Origin of the sequence: Paenibacillus shunpengii, from assembly GCF_042684905.1 — a bacterium.
Classification (GTDB): Bacteria; Bacillota; Bacilli; order Paenibacillales; family Paenibacillaceae; genus Paenibacillus; species Paenibacillus shunpengii.
Map to the genome: position 1 here is coordinate 2,342,926 of NZ_JBHUMJ010000002.1, position 21,758 is coordinate 2,364,683.

21 protein-coding genes and 1 pseudogene are annotated in these 21,758 nt (G+C 43.7%); 9 read left to right on the forward strand and 13 right to left on the reverse strand.

What is annotated here, in order from left to right; all coding sequences use genetic code 11:
- Complete coding sequence (locus ACFSVM_RS10960; protein WP_379262095.1) at nt 1-930, reverse strand: VanW family protein; 930 nt, start codon at nt 928-930, stop codon at nt 1-3.
- A 196-nt stretch (nt 931-1,126) separates the two neighbouring features.
- Between ACFSVM_RS10960 and ACFSVM_RS10965 the strand changes: the two genes are divergently transcribed.
- Together ACFSVM_RS10965 and ACFSVM_RS10970 are read left to right on the forward strand one after the other, a co-directional pair.
- Complete coding sequence (locus ACFSVM_RS10965; protein WP_379262097.1) at nt 1,127-1,273, forward strand: hypothetical protein; 147 nt, start codon at nt 1,127-1,129, stop codon at nt 1,271-1,273.
- Nucleotides 1,225-1,455, forward strand: a pseudogene (locus ACFSVM_RS10970) (class I SAM-dependent methyltransferase); the annotation flags it as partial. The gene ACFSVM_RS10965 and the pseudogene ACFSVM_RS10970, both read left to right, overlap by 49 nt.
- 353 nt (nt 1,456-1,808) lie before the next feature.
- Here the strand turns inward: ACFSVM_RS10970 and ppsA are convergent.
- The 3 genes from ppsA to ACFSVM_RS10985 all read right to left on the reverse strand — a co-directional run bounded on the left by ppsA (nt 1,809) and on the right by ACFSVM_RS10985 (nt 6,306).
- Complete coding sequence (gene ppsA / locus ACFSVM_RS10975) at nt 1,809-4,427, reverse strand: phosphoenolpyruvate synthase (RefSeq protein WP_379262099.1); 2,619 nt, start codon at nt 4,425-4,427, stop codon at nt 1,809-1,811.
- Between the two features lie 266 nt (nt 4,428-4,693).
- The gene (locus ACFSVM_RS10980; protein WP_379262101.1) at nt 4,694-5,869 is read right to left on the reverse strand and encodes a macrolide family glycosyltransferase; all 1,176 of its coding nucleotides are present in this window, start codon (nt 5,867-5,869) and stop codon (nt 4,694-4,696) included.
- Nucleotides 5,866-6,306, reverse strand: a complete 441-nt coding sequence (locus tag ACFSVM_RS10985) for a helix-turn-helix domain-containing protein (RefSeq protein ID WP_076313895.1) — start codon at nt 6,304-6,306, stop codon at nt 5,866-5,868. Before ACFSVM_RS10985 ends, ACFSVM_RS10980 begins: the two co-directional genes overlap by 4 nt.
- A 299-nt stretch (nt 6,307-6,605) precedes the next feature.
- On the opposite strand from ACFSVM_RS10985, the gene ACFSVM_RS10990 reads away from it, so the two are divergent.
- Nucleotides 6,606-7,397 carry an SDR family oxidoreductase gene (locus ACFSVM_RS10990; RefSeq protein WP_379262102.1) on the forward strand — a complete coding sequence of 264 codons (792 nt, stop codon included), beginning with the start codon at nt 6,606-6,608 and terminating at the stop codon, nt 7,395-7,397.
- A gap of 139 nt (nt 7,398-7,536) precedes the next feature.
- Here the strand turns inward: ACFSVM_RS10990 and ACFSVM_RS10995 are convergent, their stop codons facing one another.
- The gene (locus ACFSVM_RS10995) at nt 7,537-8,652 is read right to left on the reverse strand and encodes a glycoside hydrolase family 88 protein (protein WP_379262104.1); all 1,116 of its coding nucleotides are present in this window, start codon (nt 8,650-8,652) and stop codon (nt 7,537-7,539) included.
- Nucleotides 8,653-8,682: 30 nt separating this feature from the next.
- Complete coding sequence (locus ACFSVM_RS11000; protein ID WP_379262106.1) at nt 8,683-9,822, reverse strand: DUF2264 domain-containing protein; 1,140 nt, start codon at nt 9,820-9,822, stop codon at nt 8,683-8,685.
- 118 nt (nt 9,823-9,940) lie between these two features.
- Here ACFSVM_RS11000 and ACFSVM_RS11005 point away from each other — a divergent pair, with 118 nt between their 5' ends.
- From ACFSVM_RS11005 to ACFSVM_RS11025, 5 genes are all read left to right on the forward strand, one after another.
- Nucleotides 9,941-10,711 (forward strand): helix-turn-helix domain-containing protein, encoded by a 771-nt coding sequence (locus ACFSVM_RS11005; protein WP_379262107.1) that lies wholly within the window; start codon nt 9,941-9,943, stop codon nt 10,709-10,711.
- A gap of 296 nt (nt 10,712-11,007) precedes the next feature.
- Nucleotides 11,008-11,448 (forward strand): MarR family winged helix-turn-helix transcriptional regulator, encoded by a 441-nt coding sequence (locus tag ACFSVM_RS11010; RefSeq protein WP_076313891.1) that lies wholly within the window; start codon nt 11,008-11,010, stop codon nt 11,446-11,448.
- The gene (locus tag ACFSVM_RS11015) at nt 11,445-12,290 is read left to right on the forward strand and encodes an SDR family oxidoreductase (protein ID WP_076313890.1); all 846 of its coding nucleotides are present in this window, start codon (nt 11,445-11,447) and stop codon (nt 12,288-12,290) included. Before ACFSVM_RS11010 ends, ACFSVM_RS11015 begins: the two co-directional genes overlap by 4 nt.
- Before the next feature lie 85 nt (nt 12,291-12,375).
- On the forward strand, nt 12,376-13,092 hold the full coding sequence (locus tag ACFSVM_RS11020) for an FAD-dependent oxidoreductase (RefSeq protein WP_076313889.1): 717 nt from the start codon (nt 12,376-12,378) through the stop codon (nt 13,090-13,092).
- Nucleotides 13,093-13,161: 69 nt separating this feature from the next.
- Complete coding sequence (locus ACFSVM_RS11025) at nt 13,162-14,385, forward strand: FAD-dependent oxidoreductase (RefSeq protein ID WP_379262110.1); 1,224 nt, start codon at nt 13,162-13,164, stop codon at nt 14,383-14,385.
- A gap of 211 nt (nt 14,386-14,596) precedes the next feature.
- Here the strand turns inward: ACFSVM_RS11025 and ACFSVM_RS11030 are convergent, their stop codons facing one another.
- The 5 genes from ACFSVM_RS11030 to ACFSVM_RS11050 all read right to left on the reverse strand — a co-directional run bounded on the left by ACFSVM_RS11030 (nt 14,597) and on the right by ACFSVM_RS11050 (nt 18,336).
- The gene (locus ACFSVM_RS11030) at nt 14,597-14,866 is read right to left on the reverse strand and encodes a KGG domain-containing protein (RefSeq protein ID WP_076313887.1); all 270 of its coding nucleotides are present in this window, start codon (nt 14,864-14,866) and stop codon (nt 14,597-14,599) included.
- Between the two features lie 62 nt (nt 14,867-14,928).
- Entirely contained in the window at nt 14,929-15,447 is a 519-nt protein-coding gene (locus ACFSVM_RS11035) for a GNAT family N-acetyltransferase (RefSeq protein ID WP_076313886.1), read from the reverse strand.
- A 67-nt stretch (nt 15,448-15,514) separates the two neighbouring features.
- Nucleotides 15,515-16,381, reverse strand: coding sequence for an aminoglycoside phosphotransferase family protein (locus tag ACFSVM_RS11040; RefSeq protein WP_379262113.1), 867 nt, complete (start codon nt 16,379-16,381; stop codon nt 15,515-15,517).
- A 209-nt stretch (nt 16,382-16,590) separates the two neighbouring features.
- The gene (locus ACFSVM_RS11045; protein WP_076313885.1) at nt 16,591-17,244 is read right to left on the reverse strand and encodes a hypothetical protein; all 654 of its coding nucleotides are present in this window, start codon (nt 17,242-17,244) and stop codon (nt 16,591-16,593) included.
- Nucleotides 17,245-17,301: 57 nt separating this feature from the next.
- On the reverse strand, nt 17,302-18,336 hold the full coding sequence (locus tag ACFSVM_RS11050; protein ID WP_076313884.1) for a WxL protein peptidoglycan domain-containing protein: 1,035 nt from the start codon (nt 18,334-18,336) through the stop codon (nt 17,302-17,304).
- Between the two features lie 259 nt (nt 18,337-18,595).
- On the opposite strand from ACFSVM_RS11050, the gene ACFSVM_RS11055 reads away from it, so the two are divergent.
- Entirely contained in the window at nt 18,596-19,432 is an 837-nt protein-coding gene (locus ACFSVM_RS11055; RefSeq protein WP_379262116.1) for an alpha/beta hydrolase, read from the forward strand.
- 73 nt (nt 19,433-19,505) lie between these two features.
- Here the strand turns inward: ACFSVM_RS11055 and ACFSVM_RS11060 are convergent, their stop codons facing one another.
- Nucleotides 19,506-20,849 (reverse strand): FAD-binding oxidoreductase, encoded by a 1,344-nt coding sequence (locus ACFSVM_RS11060; RefSeq protein ID WP_379262118.1) that lies wholly within the window; start codon nt 20,847-20,849, stop codon nt 19,506-19,508.
- Between the two features lie 166 nt (nt 20,850-21,015).
- Nucleotides 21,016-21,657, reverse strand: a complete 642-nt coding sequence (locus ACFSVM_RS11065) for a hypothetical protein (RefSeq protein WP_379262120.1) — start codon at nt 21,655-21,657, stop codon at nt 21,016-21,018.
- Nucleotides 21,658-21,758: the final 101 nt, after the last annotated feature.

Here is a 21,758-nt window from a genome sequence, read left to right on the forward strand (position 1 = left end):
CTAGTCTCCATTCACGGAGGTCTCCCGTCGGTCGATGATCTCTTCAGGCAGCTGCTTGGACATACCTGGTACGTGCCGTGGCTGATACTCAATAAATTCCGATGAATACACAGCCACTGCAATTTGTCCCCCGTTGCTGTAAGCCCGAATAAGGATCGGCTCATTATAGGCATTCTCAAAGGCGAAATCCGGCCCTCCCCAACTGACGGTTGCATCCCTTCCAGCCAGAACGTAAGGTACGTTTCGGCTATGAGAGTACCGCTTCACGATCTGCAGCCCCGCTCTGTCAATGGCATTGAACAAAGTAGAGGATACTTGACATATTCCACCACCTACACCTTCCGATAGTTCACCCCGGACGATGACGCCTGCTCTTTTGTAACCCTTCTCTACCGTTCTCATACCCACAACCTCGTTAAAAGAGAAGGTCTCTCCCGGAAAAACAACAGCGCTGTCAATCGCCTTGGCCGCCAATGCGATGTTATGCGAGCGATTTTTATTATTAGAATTAAAATAAGTAACGTAATACCCGATCGGCTTCGTTCGGATTGAAGTCAGTATCTCGCTATCTACTTTGGGATGTAGTATGTAGGTTGGCAGCTCGACCGTTGCCGGCCCCTTTCCATAGTAATAGTTGTAGAAGAGTACCCGCATTTTACGTCGATCCAAGCGATATCCGTTCTGTCCCTCTTCAATATGACCATCCAATGCAATTCGTGCGTTCTCAGGCTTCTTTATCGTCTTACGATCCAATTTGTCCACCCACTGTTCATAGGTATCCGTGTTAATGAGCGGAAACACGCCAATATTATACTCGCTCCGATCCAGTGTGCTTAGTGAGTTACCATCTTGGGTTACAGTTAATAGATCCGCCGGATTTGCCTGTGTCGTGAGCAGTCCAAACAGGACCATGATGGATAACCATTTCAAATGCGTCTGCCTCCTTCCCCAATCGATTCCATAACAGTCCTTCTGGTATTATGGTAAGCTTTTGAGAAATTCATGCATCAGCAGCTGAGATAGATGCGCTATCCTTAATTATTTCTATTCATTAGTGTGGAAGTTATCTGGTAGAATTGAATCTTGAATTGGCACTAAATTTTAAGATGGTCGAGGAGGGTCTTGCATGAACATTACTACAATACATAAAACAAACAGCTACTATTGGGATACTATTGGAAATGACTTCTTAAGAGCCATCGTGCTTCCTCACTATGGAGCATTTATTTCGATGAAGCTTGGTATCCGGTACCTCTTGATGAAGGCCTGCTAACCTTAGCGGATCGCAAATTATCAACCTTTGTGAATGCGTTATCAAAAGCGGGCTTTGTCATTGAACAAATGATTGAGGAAACTGACGAAGAATTGCTGCATTCCCGGACAGATAACAGTGAGCTTGCACACAGAGCCAAGCTGCTTCCTGTTACTTTTGTAATTAAAGCAAGAAAGCTATAGTAGCCAAGCAGGGGATTACCCCCTGCTTTCTTTTATTATCAAAGTTTGAAACGCTATTGAATGAACATTGTACAATAGAAGTTATTACACCTTCAGGTACACCCAGTGTAAAGAGTCTTGCACAGTTATCATTCCGATATGCTAAAAAAAGAAACAGGTAAAACCGCTCAGGAGTACATTAAATCCCGATTGCTGGATCTCGCTGAGAACCTGCTCTTGACCACAAAAGAACCAATCAGCCAAATTGCAGAGAAGCTGGGATTAACAAAAGAAAGATTCCGACGGATAGATCTAACTGTCGGAATCTTTTTTACTATCACGCTTTTTCCTAACAAGCACTCACATGCATCCTATTACAGCAATTCGATATGCCCCTCTGTTCCATTCACACGAATTCGCTGCCCATCCTTAATCAATTTAACGGCATCATCTACACCGACCACTGCTGGTATACCGTATTCCCTAGCAATCACGGCTCCGTGAGTCATCAGTCCGCCAACCTCAGTGACAAGACCTTTTATAGATACAAACAAGGGTGTCCAGCTAGGGTCAGTGAAAGAGGTAACTAATATATCTCCATCCTCCAAAATCGCATCCTCTATATTCATAATGACGCGCGCACGTCCTTCAATAATTCCGGTAGACACAGCCAACCCCGCAATCGCTCCCGGAGGAAGATTCTCACGGTGGTATCTGCCTGCTATCATTTCTCCATCAGAGGTCATTACGCGTGGTGGCGTCAGCTTCTCGTATCGACGATACTCTGCTTTTCGATTCTTAATCAGCTCGTAATCTAGTGTATGGGCGCGCACGACCTCATGAAGTTCATCAAAAGTCAAATCGTAAATATCTTCTTTATTCTGAATAATACCTTCCTGCACAAGCTGTTCTGCTTCTACCAACAGCGCCTGTTTATATATAAAGTATCGATTGATCATACCATATTTAGGATACTCCCGAAATCCGCTGAAATTCCGAATGAGGTCGATTCGCTGTTTGGTCTCTTTGGCTTTTTGCTCACCATCCGGCAGCCGCTTTAGTCGCTCCAGAAGCTCTCGCTCTTTATGGAGTGCCTCCTGACGTCCTTGCTCAAATTTAAGCTCGCTTGCGCCCTTCTCGAAATTTCTAATATTCCCTAGGATTAAAGGAATGAGCGTCATCGGATTCTCACTCCAACGCGTTCGCGTTATATCAATCTCCCCGACGCAGCGCATGCCGTATTTGTCCAGGTAAGCATAGATGGCATCCTGCACTTTCTGTCCGCCGTCAAAAGTACCGAGATCCTCTATAAAGCGATTATCTTCGGCTTCTTGTAAAAAGTTCACGATATCCGGATAAGGACGTATGGTATCCGCAACATCAAGCAGAGCAAGACCCATTTCCGAAGTAATATTATGTGGTACCGATTGGGATAAGGTATCCGCTGCATTGATCTCACCAAGCCAGTTGTACATATGTTCATTGATCCAGGCTGAAGCCTTCATCGTTTCATTAATTATTTGTGAACTTTGTGGATCGAACAAGATCTTCTTTAATTGCTTCATATCCTCCAGAATAAAATCGAATAAATCGCTTCCTGATTTCGCTTTTATCGTATGCTTCAGCTCTGCGATGGAATTCTGAGTCTTATGGATCAGCTCTGATACAATGGACTTATCGAATTCAACCCAAGCCTCAGCTGGAATAGACGACGCGCGCTCACTGCCTGCATTTCTACTCGGCTCTTTGTTCTCCGGATCTAATGCGGGAAGAAAATCTCCACGCTCTATGAGGGTTATAAGCGCATCCTTAACGAGAAGATCGGAATGTCCCAGCGTGTTGATCATGTGATGTCTCCCAGCAGCTGTAGACAGTACTGGCGTAATATCGACGAACAATCTTCCGCCTGCTGTGCGCATAGGTGCAGGTGTCGTTAACAGATAAAATGACAAACCCAGCGGCTTGATGGGATCTGTCATCATTTGCTGGTGACCAACAGATACATACACATGATTCTCCTGATCACTTGCATGTGGAATTGGATATAACGTCGTGATTGGCCTGCTCTGAACAATATAAAATGTATCATCAGCCAAACACCATTCAATATCCTGTGGAGCACTATAATGAGCTTCAATCTGTCTACCGAGCCGAGCGAGCTCCATAATTTGCTGATCCGTCAGGGTCTGTTTCTTTTGCTGATCGGGATGTATCCTCTGTGTCTCCGTACCGCCTTCTGGTTGTCCATATACCGCCAATTTCTTTTTTGCTATCTTCTTATCGACGATTTCTCCGTCACACACTTTATAGCCATCTGCAGATACGATTCCAGAAACGAGTGCCTCCCCTAGTCCATAGCTGGCATCAATGGTGAGGAGCTTTCGGTTTGAAGTCATGGGATCTGCAGTGAATAATATTCCCGAGGCTTCCGGGAACACCATCCTTTGAACGATAACAGATATTTTAATCTGCTTGTGATCAAATCCATTTTGCATACGGTACATCACCGCACGATCTGTGAATAGAGATGCCCAGCATTTACTGATATGCTGCAATATCGCTTCTGTGCCAATAACATTTAAGTATGTGTCTTGCTGACCGGCAAAAGAAGCTTGCGGCAAATCCTCAGCAGTCGAACTCGAACGCACGGCATAGGCATGTTCTTCACCCAGCTTGGAGAGATAGTGAGCTGTCGCTTCCTTAACATCGGTAGGGATTCCTGCAGCCCTGATGGTGTGCCGAATTTCCTCGCTGATTGTACCGATCTGATCCCGATCCTCTACAGTTAGCATAGCAAGTCGATTAAGCAGTTCCTGATACACTTTGTTTTGTGCGATAGCTGCTTCATATCCTCTAGTTGTGATACAAAATCCATCTGGCACTTCAATTCCTTGAAGTTTGGACAACTCTCCTAGATTTAACCCTTTTCCACCAACAAGCCATAACTGCGTTCTATCCATTTCTTGAAAACCGAGAACCAAAGGATAATCCATCCATATCTCCCCTTACTACTAGATTGAGAAAAAACATTTGACACACCATATGCCGGCATGATATTCTTAATATATAAGATGAGTTAATTATGCCTACATATTTAAAGCGATAGAAAATCTATTTTATTATATCAGCGTTTTTGTTCATATACAAGACAAAAGAACCCGGTATTGGCTACCGAGGTTCTTTATTTGTTTATTCAGGATATACTCTGATCTCGGGGTAACCTGAACAAAACGAAATTTTGGCATAGATCACCATAATGTCACTCCTGGGTCTGCTTCAGAATCACATTCGCCGCTTCTACCGCACCTCCTGCATTTCGTAAGGACTTTGATAGCTTCTTCGCGTTTTCCTCATATTTCACATTTGTCAGCACCTCCGTTACTGATGCTGCCAGATCTGCTCGCTTCTTCCCTTTCAGCAATACGCCCGCTCCCAGTTCAGCTACCCGATTGGCAACCATTTTTTGTTCGCTGTGTTGTGGAAATAACACCATGGGAACACCAAAATACAAGCTTTCACTCACACTATTCATACCGCTGTGTGTAATAAAAGCATCTGCGGTTTGTAATACAGATATCTGATCCACTGTGTTCCTCACCATAAAATTTTCCGGAATAATGCCGAGTGATTTAATATCTGTCTTCTCACCCACGGACATGACAACCGTATAATTGGATTGTGCAAATGCGTTGATGCAATTGTCATAGAACTCACGATTATTATTAAGAACGGTTCCGAGGGAAATATAGATTAATTGTCTATCCTTTTTATTGTTCTCCTGTGGCGACAACGTTCTAATCGAAGGTCCAACAAAGGCATACCGTTCAGAAAAGGTGTCCGCCATCGGTTGGAATTCCTTTGACGTGTATACAATTGTGTCAGTATCATTATCATTTTGAACAATGGATATAAAACTTCTCACATCATAACCGTGATTCCTAAGCATCTGAATTTTTTTATTGATTCGGGGCATACCAAAGGCCATCTTTAATAGTTCCCTGAAGCTGCGCTTCATCAGCTTGGCTGTATGTTGATTAAACGCAAAAGTAGTTGTCGAGCATATATAGGGAATTTTTAATTTACTGGCAAACAGCTTCCCCCAGAAGCATAATGAATCGGATACAATACAATCCGGCTGCAATTCCTGTAATTCCTTGCACACCTTCGCATCTAAAGCTATGGTCGTATCGGCAACCATTTCAATCAATGCTGCAAAATCCTTGCCCGCCTTGCGATCCAGTTCTTCAGGTGACAGCTTGGGCAAATATTCATCACAGGCTATAAATACAGCACCAGCGGCTTCGATCTTCTCCTGAAATTCCAGAAACGAATAATACCATACCTCGTGTCCTCTATTGACTAGTTCTCTGACAACGGGAATAGTCGGATTGGTATGACCATGAGCGGGTATCGAGAAAAAGACAATTTTACTCATTCTATTCCCTCCTCCGTGATTTCGGATGTCCTAATCATCTCTGCAAATTGCAGGAAACCGTCACTTTTCATAACAGCAATACCTCTCGTTGCGTCTTCTCCCAACACCACCAGCTTATCACCTGCATGAATTTGATACATTTCTCGTGCCTGCTTGGGAATCACAATCTGACCTCGTTCTCCGACCTTTACCACACCAAAAAAATGCTTCCCCTTAGGAGCAACCTGGTGCACCTCTTCTTCGCTCATGCTGCGAGAGAGCTGATCCAATGTGACTTGAAAAATATCAGAAAGTAATTTGCATTTATATATATCAGGCAAGACTTCTCCATTCTCCCACTTTGCTACGGTCTGTCGTGACACGTTTACCTTCTCTGCCAATTGTTCCTGGCTAAGTTTTAGCTTTTTGCGAAAAGTACGAATATTCATATCAATCATATTTTTCATCTCCTTGTAAGTTACATCTTATAGAAGATCTAAGGTGAGTTCTATCAACGAACTTTAACATTTGCATGTTAAGGATTGTAGCATTTCCTTTAGAGTTCTCATTAATTATTCCACCAACCGTCCCAAGTTAGCGAAACCAAACTTTCTTCCAAGTGAAGTGCTTAATCAATTTCTAGATAAATGGAGCAAGCAACGCCCTCTTTTCTAAAAAATCAAATGTTTCGGAGTTTATTGTATCGATGACTGGTTTAAAATACTTGAAAAACTCTAAAATCGAAAGGACCAAAGCTATGTTAAGGCATCCTAACCTAAACGGTAAAATCGCTGTAATCACTGGCGCTGGCTCGGGTATAGGACGTGCTGCAGCACTGCAATTCGCAGGAGAAGGTGTGAAGGTATGTCTATTAGATCTTGATCTGGATCATGTGAACAGCGTGAAGGCTCACCTTGAGGAATCCGGAGGCGAAGCCATAGCTCTGAAGTGTGATATCAATTCTTCTCATGACATCAAGCAGGGAATCCGAACGGCAAGCGAACATTGGGGAGGACTTGATATTGTGTTTGCCAACGCGGGGATCGCCGGGGAAATGGCGCCTATCGAAACGATGAATGAGGAGGATTGGGACCGCACAATCCATACGAATTTAAGAGGAACGTTCTTGACCGTTAAGCATGCCATTCCCTTCATGAAAAAGCATGGAGGCAGTATTATTATTACAAGCTCTGTTAGCGGAAACCGTATATTCTCTCAGCCTGGTTATACTGCTTACAGCACATCTAAAGCCGGACAAATTGCACTCATGAAGATGGCTGCGCTTGAACTTGCACAGTACAAAATACGCGTGAACGCGATTTGCCCAGGCGCGATTAAAACCCATATTGGAGATTCCATACACAGCTCGACGGATCTAAAAGACATTGAGATCCCCGTCGAATATCCTGAAGGTGATCAGCCTCTGGAGCACGGACCGGGCCAACCTGAACAGATTGCGGATTTAGTGACATTTCTCGCTTCCGACTTATCCTCACATATTACCGGAACCGAAATTTATATTGATGGAGCAGAGTCGCTTCTTAAATGACCACAGCGCATTGAACATCGTGGAACCCTTATTGTATTCAACTAAATTTGTATCTGCTAAAAAAAGAAAAGCCGCCAATTGGCGGCTGATCGTACAGAATATGATAAAGGTCGAAATATTTATTCTATGAACTTAGATCTTACCAGAACCTATCGTGGTGTCCCATTAACAGTGAAATGCCTTCTGTAAAGTAATAATCTCCGTAGATTAGTGGGACATCAATATTGCTCTTCCCTGGGTAATGACTCGTTCCATGCAAGATGAGTCCTTCCTCTGTCTCCGATTCCCATGCTCCATAATTGGTGTACAAGGAGTAGAGAATTCGCTCTGCACATTTGCGGTACATCTCCGCCTCCAGTCCGTTAACCTGATCTGCGATAAGCAGAAGTCCGCAGGCGGCACAGGCGCCGGCTGAGGAATCTCGAATCGAAGGCACTCCTTCAGGTGATCGGAAATCCCAATACGGAATATGATCCTCCGGTAAATTAGCTATAAAGAAATGCGCGGTTTGTTTAGCTGCATCCAGATATTCCTGCTTACCAGTATAATGATAGCTTAGACTCATTCCATAAATCGCCCAAGCTGTTCCACGAGACCAAGCTGATTCTGGTGCGTACCCTTGTCCTCCCATCACTTCCCGCTTCTCTCCAGTTTCAGGGTCAAATACGACAATATGAGCAACCGAGCCGTCAGGACGATAAAAATGCTTCAGCACCGTATCTGCATGCTTCACAGCAATGTGCTTGTACCTTGGATCTCCCGTCGTACGGGATGCCCAGTGTAACAGAGGTAAATTCATTAAGCAGTCAATGATGGCCCAGCCAGCGTTATTCTCTCCATTCCACGCTCGAATATAATTACCCTGAATGTTGAACCTCGCAGCCAGAAGGTTGGCAGCAAGCAGCGCTCTTCGTTTCGAGTCCTCTGCTCCTAGAAGCTTATATCTTGCCCCGCTTGTCAAAGTCCACATGAATCCGATATCGTGATCTACCTGATGGGCATCCGTAAGTAATGAATCCAGCTGACTTTCACAGGACTCTGCGGTTACCTTGAGTACTTCGTCTTTGGTATCACGATAAACAAGCCACAGTATGCCTGGCCAGAAGCCGGCCGTCCACCACGAGGCCCGCTCCAGCTGATACTCTCCGTTCACACTTGCGTGTGGAAAGCGGTCTCCAATTCGATGATGAATTCGCTTCACTTTTGTTACCGTTTGATCCCAAGCTTCTTGCACCCAATCCGGTTGAACTGTCATATTACATGCTCCTCTCAAGAACTCTATGCTTTATCCTATAATGGCTTTGTCCAAATAAACGTTCCCACCTGACCAGGCCTTAAGTGACGTCCACTCGGCCTGTCCTTGCCAAAAAGCAGCGTCAGGAGGCAGCCCGAGCGGCAAAAATACAGTCGTGCACAAATATAAGCTGCCTGTCGAAATATAGGCTTCTCCGATATCAGGCTGATGTCCGGCAAATCCGATTCGAAGCCAGCCATTATCATCGAAAGTGCCCGGCATCTGTACCTGCCGCTTGATGACCGCCGTAAGCGCACAGCGAACTTGAGCTGGTTCCAGCTCTTTCGGAAGCTCCTCCCTTAAGGACATTAACGATAAATGCTGAAATGCACCGAAGCGGTAAGCAAGTGATCGTCCAATAGGCGGGAAAGTGCCTTCTGGTGAAATGAATCGTTCCAATATAGCGGCATAACGTTCAGCTCTCGTTAATACTTTCGCTCGGAGTTCCGCCCAATCCCCATACTGATCTCCAACCTCATTCAATATGTCCACCAGCATAGGCTGAATGACATAGCTGTTGTAATAATCCCAGTGAAATGCAGGCCCATCCCCATAAGCTCCGTCGCCCTTATACCACTGCTCATGCTGCCTCAGTGCATAATCCACACGCATTCGATCCCAATCCTTGACTCCCATTCGGAATAAAGCGGTTTCAATCATCGCGCTGAACAGCAGCCAATTACTGAATACAGGGCGTATAATGCGTGTTGCCTGCAGAGCGGAGATCAAATTCTGCTTCACGTTTTCATCTAATAGCACATACAGCTCATTTGGAGCGCGAAGCACCGCGTTTGCAAGAAAGGCAGCATCAACGACGGGCTGTCCGCCTATTGCAAAATTCATAAAGTCTGGTGATTCCGGATCTGTAGCCATATCTATGGCACGCCTTGCCATATCGGCCATCCTCGCCCGAATTTCTCCTTCTTCTCCTGTACGAGGACCATGCTCAAGCCAAGGCGAAATCCCGGCAAGTGTGCGCCCTAGTGCTTCTAGATAAGTGTAATCGGATCGATCACGAGCCGTTGCTTCAACAGGCATATCCATCTTAAGCCGACGTTCTGATAATGAATACAGTACAGGATGAGCAATGCGAACCAGAGTATCCACCCAATACTTTCGATCGACGGACATCGCTGTAGCCTCCTTTTTCATATCCTTGCTTCCAAAAAAAGTATAGACGGTTGCCTCTGGCCATTCAATAAACTATAATCATCAAAAACTGACCTATCGTGCTTAGGAGTGCAAGCGAATGATTAAGCTGTTATCCTGTGGGTTCCATACCATACACCGTGAAGGTATTGTGCGAAACAGACCGAATGGTTCAGAAAACTACATTTTTGTATTTTTTAATAGCAGAGCGGAAGTCAAGCTTCATGACGACACCCTGACGGTAGAGAAAAATACGTTTATTCTCTTTCAACCCCATACGCCCCATTATTATCGCGAGCTGGAAAGCCCGTTTGTTAACGACTGGTTTCATTGTAATGGCGATGGCATTCAGGAATTCCTCCTGGATATCCGTTTCCCTGTGGATATGCCGGTTGATGCCTCTGATCCGATGCTGATATCCCGAAGCATTATGGAGCTCACGAACAGGCATCGACTCGACGGTCGTCTGCGCGAGCGAATTATTGATAGTGATCTTCGGTCTTTTTTTATGAAACTGACGGACCTGCGGGAACGAACTGCTCCACACCATTACATCCGATTCACCGAGCTTCGAAGCGAACTGTACCGCAGTCCCCAGAAGTACAGATCTGTGCAGGAACTCGCACTGAGCTTGAATTTAAGTAAATCGTATTTCCAGCACATCTATAAGGAGCTATTTGGTTGTTCTGTCATGACCGATATCATCAATGCCAGGCTGGAGCATGCGAAGTATCTATTAGATCACAGCGAGTGGTCAGTCACTCACATTGCCCATTCATGCGGCTACGAGAACGACACCCATTTTATGAGACAATTCAAGAAGTTCATTGGAGTCTCACCAAGGCAGTATCGATTCAGAAGTGAAACATGATTCCACACTTCATGCTCCAGACAGTTTGCCTGCAACCTAAAAAACGACCCGTAGAACCCGTCGCTTTTTCTTAAGTGCTTCTTCTACGGGTCGTTTCTACGTTTTTTTTCGAACCAGACTCTCAAAGCCTACCTGCCCAAACCATTCCATTACACACTTCATATGCGGGCTTGCGTCCGACACTTTAGAAAACGAAACGAGCTCCTACTTGCTGAAATATTGAAAATCATTTTAGTTATTGATATACTTCAATTGAAATATCTTAGTCCCTAAGATATTTGATAGAGGAGGACACGATGAACATCTTTGAAAATTTACTTATATCCTTAAAAAAAGCAAGTGAAGTAAGTATTTCGATTATGAAGCCTAGAGACATAGGAGAAATTAATCATAGTTTGATGATATTTCTTTTTATGATCAACAATAAAGGTGAAATCAAGACTAGTGAAGTTTCAGAGTACTTTGGTGTGACCTCCGGTGCAGCAACAGGCATTGCTGACAAGCTCGAGACCTTAGGCTTGATTGACAGACACCGCAGTGATACAGACCGGAGAGTTGTTACCTTGGCATTATCTGAGAAAGGGAAAAAACTTGTACAAGACAAGAAAAATGAGCACGTTGAACTGTACCAATATATTTTGCGTGACTTCTCAGAGGAAGAACTATTGAACACCATTCGAATGCTAAACAAAATATCAAACTCAATAGAAAATTACTTCATGGAGGATACGAAATGAAAATATTAGTAACGGGATTTACCGGAAAGGTCGGCTTCTGGGTTGCTAATAATTTGAAGTATAGAAATATACCAACCGTATGTGCGGTGCGAAATGTTGAACAAGCGATGGCCAAATATGGTAGTGGTTATGAATTCGTTCGTCTTGATTTTTCAGATATAAGTACCTTTGATGAGGCACTTGAAAGGGTTGACCGGATTTTTTTAATGTATCCGCCTGGTCAACATCTTCATTTCGATGTATTTCTAGAGAAAGCCAGGGAAAAAGGGATCAAGCATATTACCTATCTATCACTAAAAGATGTGCAGTTTATGCCATTTATTCATCATTACAAGATGGAAAAGTGGATCAAAAAAAGTAAAATACCTTACACATTCGTTCGTGCGGGCTATTTTATGCAAAATTTGAGTGATTTTCTCTGTAAGGAAATTAAAGAAAGACACCGAATTTTTGTATCCGCAGGAAACGGAAAAACAAGCTTTGTGGACACTAGAGATCTTGCAGAAGTCTCTGCTCTGTCGTTAACGGAGATAGCAAAGCATAGAAACCAAATCTATGTCATCACCGGCAATGAAGCACTTGATTTTTATGAAGTAGCAGCTCTAATGACGGAAGTGCTTGGCGTAAAAATTGAATACACGAACCCTTCAATCAAAGAATTCAAGCAATATATGACACAGTCAGGTGTAGATGCACAATTCGTTAATGTCGTTGCTGGAATTCATATGCCTACTAAGCTCGGACTTGCAAAAGGAATCAAGCATGATTATATGAAGGTAACTGGAAAGAATCCTACAACCATCAGGCAATATATTGAGGATTTCAAACAGGATTGGCTCTAGCCGTTACCTGTTGAAACCACAACTCATCCAAAAGATCATTTGTTTATATTAAATATTATACTTTAGAAGAGGGAGAGAAATAATTATGGGATTTATTCAAGATATAAGGCCTGTCTTCAACAAAACGAAAATCAAGCTGAGGGACAAAATTCATGAGGCAAATGACATTTACACCTTTATCTTCGACAAAAGTGATGCGCTAAACTGGAAAGCCGGCCAGCACGGCGTATTTAATATCACGCACCGGAAAGTAGCGAATCCAACCCGGCCATTCAGTATTGCCTCAGCCCCATTTGAGAATAAAATACAGCTGTCCATGCAAATCTCTGAAAGTCCCAGCGAATTCAAGCAAGCGATGCTGGAACTGGAACCCGGAATGGAGATGGACATGCGTGGGCCCATTGGACCAATGTATGTTGATACACCTCAACAGCCTATTTTATTTATAGCTGCCGGGCTTGGCATCACCCCGTTTCGGGCGATTTTGAAAGATTTGGCGAACCGAAATACTTATGAAGCGGTTTATCATCTTTTTTATATAAACCATTCCGAAGTGTTTTTATATGCGGATGAACTGGATGAGCTGTCAAGCAAGCACCCTTCTATTCGTGTGCAATATTATCAGGATCGAAACATACTTTATAAAGACATCTCAAATTACGCTACCTATCAAGGCAATCAAGGATATTATTATGTTGCCGGTTCTCAAGCGATGGTGGGTTCCATATCCGATTTGCTAAGATCCAATAACATTAAAAAAGGGCATATTAAAAAAGATATTTTTCGAGGATATAAATCCTGATTTTGCGTCCATATACGTCCGAAGTGAGAGAATACAATTCACAAATGAAGACATTGGGGGAGCACGATCATGCGGGTGGGGATCATTGGCGCCGGAATAGGCGGGCTTACTTTAGCTCATGCATTGTCGAGTCAACATATCGAAGTCGTTCTGTTCGACCGCGATCCTGCCTCTTCCTGTACAGGCGGATATCGGCTTCACCTCAGTGAAGAAGCCCTCAAATCCCTACACCTTGCTCTGCCTGCAGAAACAGAACATGCACTTAGAAAAAGCGGCACAGGCAAGGAAACCTTCAAGCAATTTTCGATCCTTGATCATCAAGGACAGACGAAGCTGCGTATTCGTCAACCCGACCATAGCGACCCGCTTATGATCGGAAGACTGCCCTTGCGTACCATATTAGCTTCTCAGCTGGAGCACCAGATTCGCTGGGACACACATTTCACCTGCTATGAAGAAGCAGACACCGGCATCCGGCTTCATTTTGCCAATGCAGAAAGTGAGCTTGTAGATGTCCTGGTCGGTGCAGATGGAGTAAACTCTGCTGTTGCAAGACAGTTATTAAATAGAAAGACCGCAAAAAGTGCTGGAGTGACCGCGATCGCAGGCAAAACGCGGCTGACGAATCATTTCAGATCATCCTTGTACAAGGATTTGTTCATAGGACCTGGATTTGCGGCTGGACCACAGGGAATCGGGATGTTCTTGTCCGTACATGACCCGGTTTATGACGGACCGCAGGAATTCGTTAACTCCTTAATTGTCCATGAGGAGCCTTACCTGATCTGGTCCGTTGCTGCCTTAGATGAAACCTTTTATACTGACCTGAAAGAATTGACTTCCGGTGAGTTGCAACTGGAATCTTTAAGGCTGTTACATGATTGGGATCAAGGATATCAGGAGCTCGTCAACCATTCGGTTGAAGGAGAAACAGCCGCCTTCAAATTCTGGTTCCCGAGCAATCTGTCTGCCTGGAAGCATAACCGGATTACACTAGTTGGGGATGCGGTTCATCCCATGCCGCCGACGGGCGGTTTAGGTGCGAGCACCGCGATTATAGATGCTGTACATTTAGCCAAAATGCTTAATGAGCAAAAAGATATCCCCACAGCATTACATATGTACCAGAAGGCGATGCTGAAATATGCTCCGAAAGCGATCGATGAAGCACGTCCTCCTTTATTTTGGCAGCGTCGGTTTACGAATGAATGGATTAGAAAGTTCGCGATGTCCATCCTCCTTCCTGCAGTAGATCAAGCTTTATCGATAAATGATCGCTTTAGAAAGAAATAAATAGACTATACTCAGATAATCAAGGCAGCTATGTTCTCGGCCGCAATCGAATTTATCTGTAATATTCCTGCAAAAATAAAGAGAATGACTCCGAATTCTTCCGGAATCATTCTCTTTTTTTGTATTAAACAAAGTATACAACTGCTGAACCTGTTAAAATCTAAGATTCAATCATGTTTATCCATTCATGTCTTATCAAAACAGAGGAAGATTAATCCCTTTGACGAGAGCGGGCCTGTCCACCCTTACGACCTGCCTCTTCCCTGCTCATTTTACCATTACTGTTGGAGTCATCACGGGCTTCTCCACCCTTGCGACCGATTTCTTGATAAAATTCTTGATCATGATTCCGGGAAGTCGCATCTCCACCTTTTTTCCCAATCTCTTGGTAGAATTCTTTCTCGTGATTGTTAGAGGTTGCTTCCCCACCCATACGACCTGCTTCTTCACGACTCATGTTGTTGCCACGGTTGTTTGCCATTTGAATTCACTCCTTAAGTAGATTAGTATAGGAAGTTGTCTTACTTCCGGTACGTTATTTGATTACCCGCCTCTCAAATTATTAAACTCCAACACCATCAAATCTTCATCATAATAAACTCCCGAATATTTTAATGCTCTTTTCTCGGTGCCGAATATAGTAAAGCCTAGCTCCTCGTATAGCTTTTTGGCAGCGATATTATCTGAAACAACAGTTAAATTCATTTGCTCCAATCCTTCTAGCTTCCCTGCAAATACAATCAGCTCTTTGAGCAGCCTTTTGCCAACGCCCATTCCGCGATGTTCTGATGATACATACATCCCATAAATATTTCCTTTGTGTGCTGTCTTCAAGTTGCCATCGCGTATGAACGTCACAATAGCTATCAATTTATCTTCTATAAATGCACCGAGTGTAAACTTGGTATTTGTTGAAGAAATACGCTGGGCTACCTGCTCGGCAGAATAATTCAATTCTTGCTCATAAGTTGATCCGAATGCTTCCGGATTGGTTTGCAGTGCCTTTAACCGGAGCTCCTGATATGCCTTAGCGTCATTCTCTTCTAATATACGTATAATCAAGCTAAGACCTCCTTTAACAGCTTAATATTTGAACATAAATAAGAATGGTCCTTCTCACTACAATTATTCACATGCTCTTATTTAGCGATCTTCGAATCTCTGTGACCAATAAGGACTTTTCTTCTTCTGTAATTCCATCAGCAGCCAATTTCCGCGCAGCCATAGGGACGATCCAGGACTCGACTTCAGCATAACCAATACCCGACAGTCTCTCGTACTCATCTATAAATACACGAATACTGGATTCACGAGTTTTATCTAAAGCATTCTTGGTGTGTTTGGAAAGATTCGGAGGTAATATGGCATATCTGATCATGATGATATATTCGGCCAAATCTGCTTCAGGGTTCCCAATCGATGCATTGTTCCAATCTATAATTACGGCTTCGTTTCCTCTAAAAAGTATATTTCCTGGATTAGGGTCTCCATGACATAGCTGCTGTTTCATCGGTAATTGATCCAAGTGATGGATAACAGACTTTTTTTCGTGTTCAGTTAAGTGTTGTGAATATAATATGTCATTCTTGATGTTTTCCCGCTGACACGGCAGGCTTAAAACTGAATGAGAATGGATCTGAAAAAGAAGTCGCGCCGTCATCTTCGCGTCAATATAATCTTCAATCTTCTGTGTCAATTCATTACTTTCAGCGACTTCTGTAGTTCTATTAATAAAACGCTCCATAATGGATTCTCCATAAATTCTTTCAAATACAACCCCTGAACGGCCATCAACATTAATCAACTCAACTGGTTTAGGAACGGGAAGACCGCAATCCCATGCAATTTGACAATGATGAAATTCACGTCTTAGTGCAGTGACACTTGTATTGGGTTTAGCTAACTTAATAACCTTGTTGTCATCCTCCCATTCAAAAACCTCTGCACATCCACCTTCCCCTATCTTCTTACCAAGTTTACCTATCATATCGCACATATTCCCTTCCCTCATAACCGTTATAGAAAGCAAGTGCAGTACTCATTTTCTGTGAGTATACCATACAGCTCCAATTATAAATCGGTCTCTGGATGTATATGAAGGTAGGCAATTCAGCAGCAATCTTAAAATGCTCTTTTGCTAAAAAAGACACCTGCTTCTGCAGGCATCTTTTTCTTTTCGTTCAAGCTTTGACTAAGTTCTGTTCGTTAAATTCCGCTTGCCAGTGTGTACGTTAACACACTTGTATATGTAGTTGCCACTGCTCCCACCGTATCCCCGATCGCATAAGAAGATCCTGTGCCATGAAGCTCACTGACGTTAACGGTTTTTGGCGTATTTATCCAAAAAGTTGGACTAACTTGATAATCTCCCATACCGTAACCTGGATCAGCACTGAAAATGGTTTGTGGTGTAGATGATAGATAGAAGCTCTTGGATAAGGGACCATACGTAGTATCTACTTGCTGCCCCGTATTCACATAAATCTGTCCGGATCTAACTTCAACATTTGAGGCAGGATAGGACAGTGTATATGTCCCATTTCCTCCGGATGTGGGATCCGTAAGCGGCTGGCTTACAAAATCTGATGCAGCTAGAGTAATGGTCCATCCGTCCCCTCGGCCTGTATTGTCTGTGAGAAGAATATTGCTGGTTACCGTTGCTCCCTTCCAGTCCTTGTTGTTGATTTCCTTGGCGGCAAAAATGATTGGATCTGCCGAGAATGTGAGCTGACCTCCGATTAAGCTAAACTGACTCTCCGGATTTTGTACATCTAACTCTTCAGCTGCGGCTGTCAGTGGGACTGACATGATGAATACTAAGCCGAGTAGAGCTGTCTCTAACTTCTTCATGATTGACATTTTATAATCTCTCCTTTAGTGTTTCGTTGCTTCTGTACCTCCCTCGGATGTTACACTTTAATCCCTCCTTTCATCGTTCTTCTTGAATCTCATCCGTATAAGCAGGCTCAGTAACAAGAAGATGATAGCAAGCAAACACCAGATCATTAGGAAGGAGATCCCTCCATTATTATTCTGAGGCAGCACCTTAGCCAGATGATGATCAGCAAGAGATTGCTTGGATTTAGCAGCTTCCGCCCGGTTTAGAACAAATTCATATTCCTTCGTAAATACTTCATCCTTCCACTGTCCTGTTAATACCGCTTTATAACCCCCTTGTTCAAGGTGCAGCCCTTCTAATATAAATTTTGATTCCGCCTCTGTGCCTCCATAGACAGATTCCATACTCAGTTTGTTCTTATAGAGGCTTGTATTCGTGTCGGTATCAACCATTTGTATCTCAATTTCAGGCTTACCGAGTATAGTCCCCTCATTTTTAATATATGGAGATACGCTTAATAAGCCGTTATGTAAGTATTCATATTTAATATCAGAAAATGAAAATTGGGTACGTGCTTGACCTGGGTTATAATCAGCAATTATCTGTATTCCGATTTTGGTTAATGCTTCCGTTTGAAAATTCACTTCTTGTTGAGTATCTGCTCTCACAGCCTCCGGGTATTCTTGTAGTGCAATATAAGAAATATATTGGCCGTAGCTCAAGTGCTCAGGAAATTCAACGTCAAAAGAGTAATTCTGAGATTCTAAAGGCGGAAGGGTTACCCTTAAGGGCTTTGTCTTTATCCATTTACCTGGCCCTGTTAATTCTTCTCCATAATTAGTAAAATCCTTACCTCCATTTAATTTAGGAACAGCATCCGCAGGATATAGATAAAATTCGGACTGACGATCTTTGCTGTGATTCGTGACAGTAACTGTAAATGTTTGCTTAGACCCTGGTTGCACCTGCGCATGAAAGCCACCCGCTAATGTCTTAGCCTTCTTGTCTGTGATGTTCATCGACAAATTAAAATCTGCAGCAGAAGCCGTTGCGGCAAATAATGTGAGCAGCAGCATACAGAATATTTTCGTTCTCCATATTTTAAGTAACATTTAGTTCAACCTCCTCAATATATGTTTGTACAAACCCAGGTTCATCGCGTTAGATGACGCTGTCTGATTTCATTGCAAAAAAAGCACCCCACACTTAACAAAGTAAGTGCGAGGTGCTTCCTCGATCGAATTTTCAATTAATTAGATACTATAACTACTTCTTAACATTGTCAATAAACGATCTAAAATTCATACTGTATTGCATTCATTAGTAGCGCACGATAAGATTCTAGTAAATATGAGTACTAGGAGAATGAGGATGAAGATTAGTGATCCTTTACCTTGGAGAGATGTTCTTACTAACGAGGGCACGCATACTATAACGGGGGATGTCCGAATATTCAACGCATTTCCGATAATTCAGCTGCAAATCGAGCGCAGAATCTGGATATATCTGCCTGGCAGCTATAACATTGGAGAACGCAGATATCCGGTCATTTATATGCAAGATGGACAGAATGTATTTGATCAAGCGACATCCTGGGGCACCGAGTGGGGTGTAGATGAAGCCCTTTCACAGATGGGGACTGAGGATCCTTCTCTAGAGGCTATCGTGGTCGCGATTGACCACGGGGGCAAGGAACGTAACCATGAATATAATTTTATAGTTAACGAAGAGTATGGTTTCGGCGGCAAGGGTGAGGCATACGCTGCTTTCCTGGCGGAGACGCTCAAGCCTTATATCGACAAGCACTTTCGGACACGCCCTGAACCAGAGCATACGACGATTGCCGGGAGTTCTTTTGGCGCCTATATCGCATTGTATACGGCCATTCGCTATCCAGAACAATTCAGCCGTGTAGGCGGGATTTCCTTCGTTATGTGGCACGATAACGGTGCAATGATTCAATTAATACAGAACTCCGTGCTTTCCCCTAGTCTGCGGGTCTACCTTAGCATTGGAGAACTAGAAACTGATAATCCCGAATTTAATAAGACCGCTTACGAGCATGTTGAACTTGCCCGTCAGACGCTGATTGCCGCAGGAGTTCCGGAGGACCGGGTCCGATTTGATGCCGTTCCTGAAGGAACACATCATGAATCTACCTGGAGTCTGTTATTCCCGGATGCGCACCGCTGGCTGTTTCAGCCCTAAGCTATGCACATCAATCAACTATCGCATGATAAATTAAGCCGCTGATCCGATGGGATCAGCGGCTCTCTGTTCTTTAAGCTGGAGGAATACTCTGCGGATTGTTAAATACATTTTTCGGATCGTATTTCGCTTTAATTTTCTTCAATCTAGCATAGTTCTTCCCGTAATAGACGGGTCCTGGATATTTAATCCCTTGGTCTGGAACATTGATATAAGAACCTACAATATAAGGCTTTAATTTCTTCCTTGTGTTCCGGGCCAAGGCAATATTTCTGGCTGCATGGGATGGGTTAACCCATGAGCTGTTCCATTCCACGTAATACTTAGCTTTTCTCCAGTAGAAAGCCGTCGCTTGAGGAGCTACTCTGCTTACGGCCCCGCCCCAGTTCAGGAAAAAGAAGCCTGCCGGTGTCCCTCCCTCAGCTTTCTCTAGAAATTCGCGCATTACTTTATAGGCTTTATCAGGGAAAGGCTGTCTTCCGAAACCACTGGAAAACTGATTACTGTATCTTTGAGTAAGCACCGGATCAGGGGCAAGCATGAATTTTGTAGCTTCCGTATAAGGCAGGTAACGGATAACTTTTTGAGTCGGTGTGCCAACGCTAAGAATGGGTTTCAGCTGGTGAAGCGCATTGATCTTCGAACCAAGATAGATCCCTAACATGCTGACATTTCCACCTTTTTTGGGACCGACGCTTAACTCACTGCCTAATTTACTGCTGGCATTAGGAGCCCATACCTGCCATTTCTTCACGACTTTCTCGAATTGCTCCCAAGGCCATGTGATGCTAAATACGGTAGCTTTGGCTGGGGCACGCAGCACTTTAAATTTATATTTAGTATATATGCCGAAATTCCCTCCGCCTCCGCCACGGGAAGCCCACAGTAGATCCGAATTTTGTTTGTGATTTGCTCGAATAACTCGTCCCTTCGCGTCAACCATTTCAAGTCCGATGAGATTGTCGCAGATGAGGCCTGTTGTCCGCTGCAGAGGTCCAATTCCCCCTCCTGGCGTTATACCTCCGATCCCCACCGTTGGGCTATCGCCGAATGGAGCCATATACCCTTGCCGCGCGAGCGTATCCACAATTCTTCCTACCTGATTACCTGTCTCAACGATGACCGTTCCATTCTTCTTATCCAAGGAAATCTTCTTCATCTCACTTACGTCGATGACAATGCCGTCATTGATCTGTGAAAGATTGCCTTCTAGTGCATGTCTTCCACTTCTAGGGCGAAGTGGAACATGATTTTGACGTGCCCATCGAATAGCGTTGGCCACATCCTGTGTTTTTTGAGCAAAGACGAAGACCTTAGGAAATCGATCCGTATGCGGGTCCCAATTCTTACGAGCAACTTCGTAACCTGGGTCTCCCTTAAAAATAACTTGCCCTGTGAGCTTAATTTTTGAACTCATCCATGATCCTGCTCCTTTATTTTCAACTTCGTAGGCAGACACCATTTAATGTATGAATAAGATCAGCATCTGGTCTGGGCATATGCGGAGTTAGACAGGTTCAAGGTCACCAAAGCACCACAAAAAAAGCCGCACGAAGGATGCGACTCTGAAGTAAATGACGACACTACCTATTTTTTTGTACAGTCGATAGGGAAACGAGGACAGGTCCTGCGAAATTGGAAGCCTCCTCACTCTTCGGATTATGAAGGCGGAATTCAAAAGCATCCCCTTGTTCTGATGTCCACACCATATAATCGCTGATGCCTTCCACTCCGGAAGATTGAAGGTAAAGCTCAGCGAACCCAAGTGGATGTTCAACCAACTCGCCACTATAATCAGTCACTTTTCCTGCTTCACTCAAGTCTTCCTTAGCGGCAGCCTTAAGCTGGTCTAAATCATAATCAGCTGGTAAAGGTTTAATGTCCACATAGTAATCTGGATTGCTCGTCAAAGACAAGCGGCCGGTATCTGCATCAAATGTAAACTTCTCAAAGACATACAAACTAAATCCTTCAGCGTAATGCAAGCGTCCTTCAACTGACTGATTTCCTTCGGATGTCAGCATCTCAAAGCTCTTGGTCTCTTCCCGCTTCTTCTCTTCCGGAGATTCCTGCTCAGATGAAGGAGGCACAGAGGATGGATCCTCACTTACTCCTGTTGCCGGTTTCGTCTCAGGCTCTATTTCCGCTGAACAAGCGGAAATCATAATCACCAGAATGAAGAGGGAAACAGCTATCCAATAGCGATTCTTCTTTTTCAATTTCAATTTTAGCTCTCCTTTCAACCAGTCACTTAGATTCCATAGTATGTATTACCCGACTCTATGATTCAATACTCGCTTATTATCGGGAATTTAGACTACTGCAA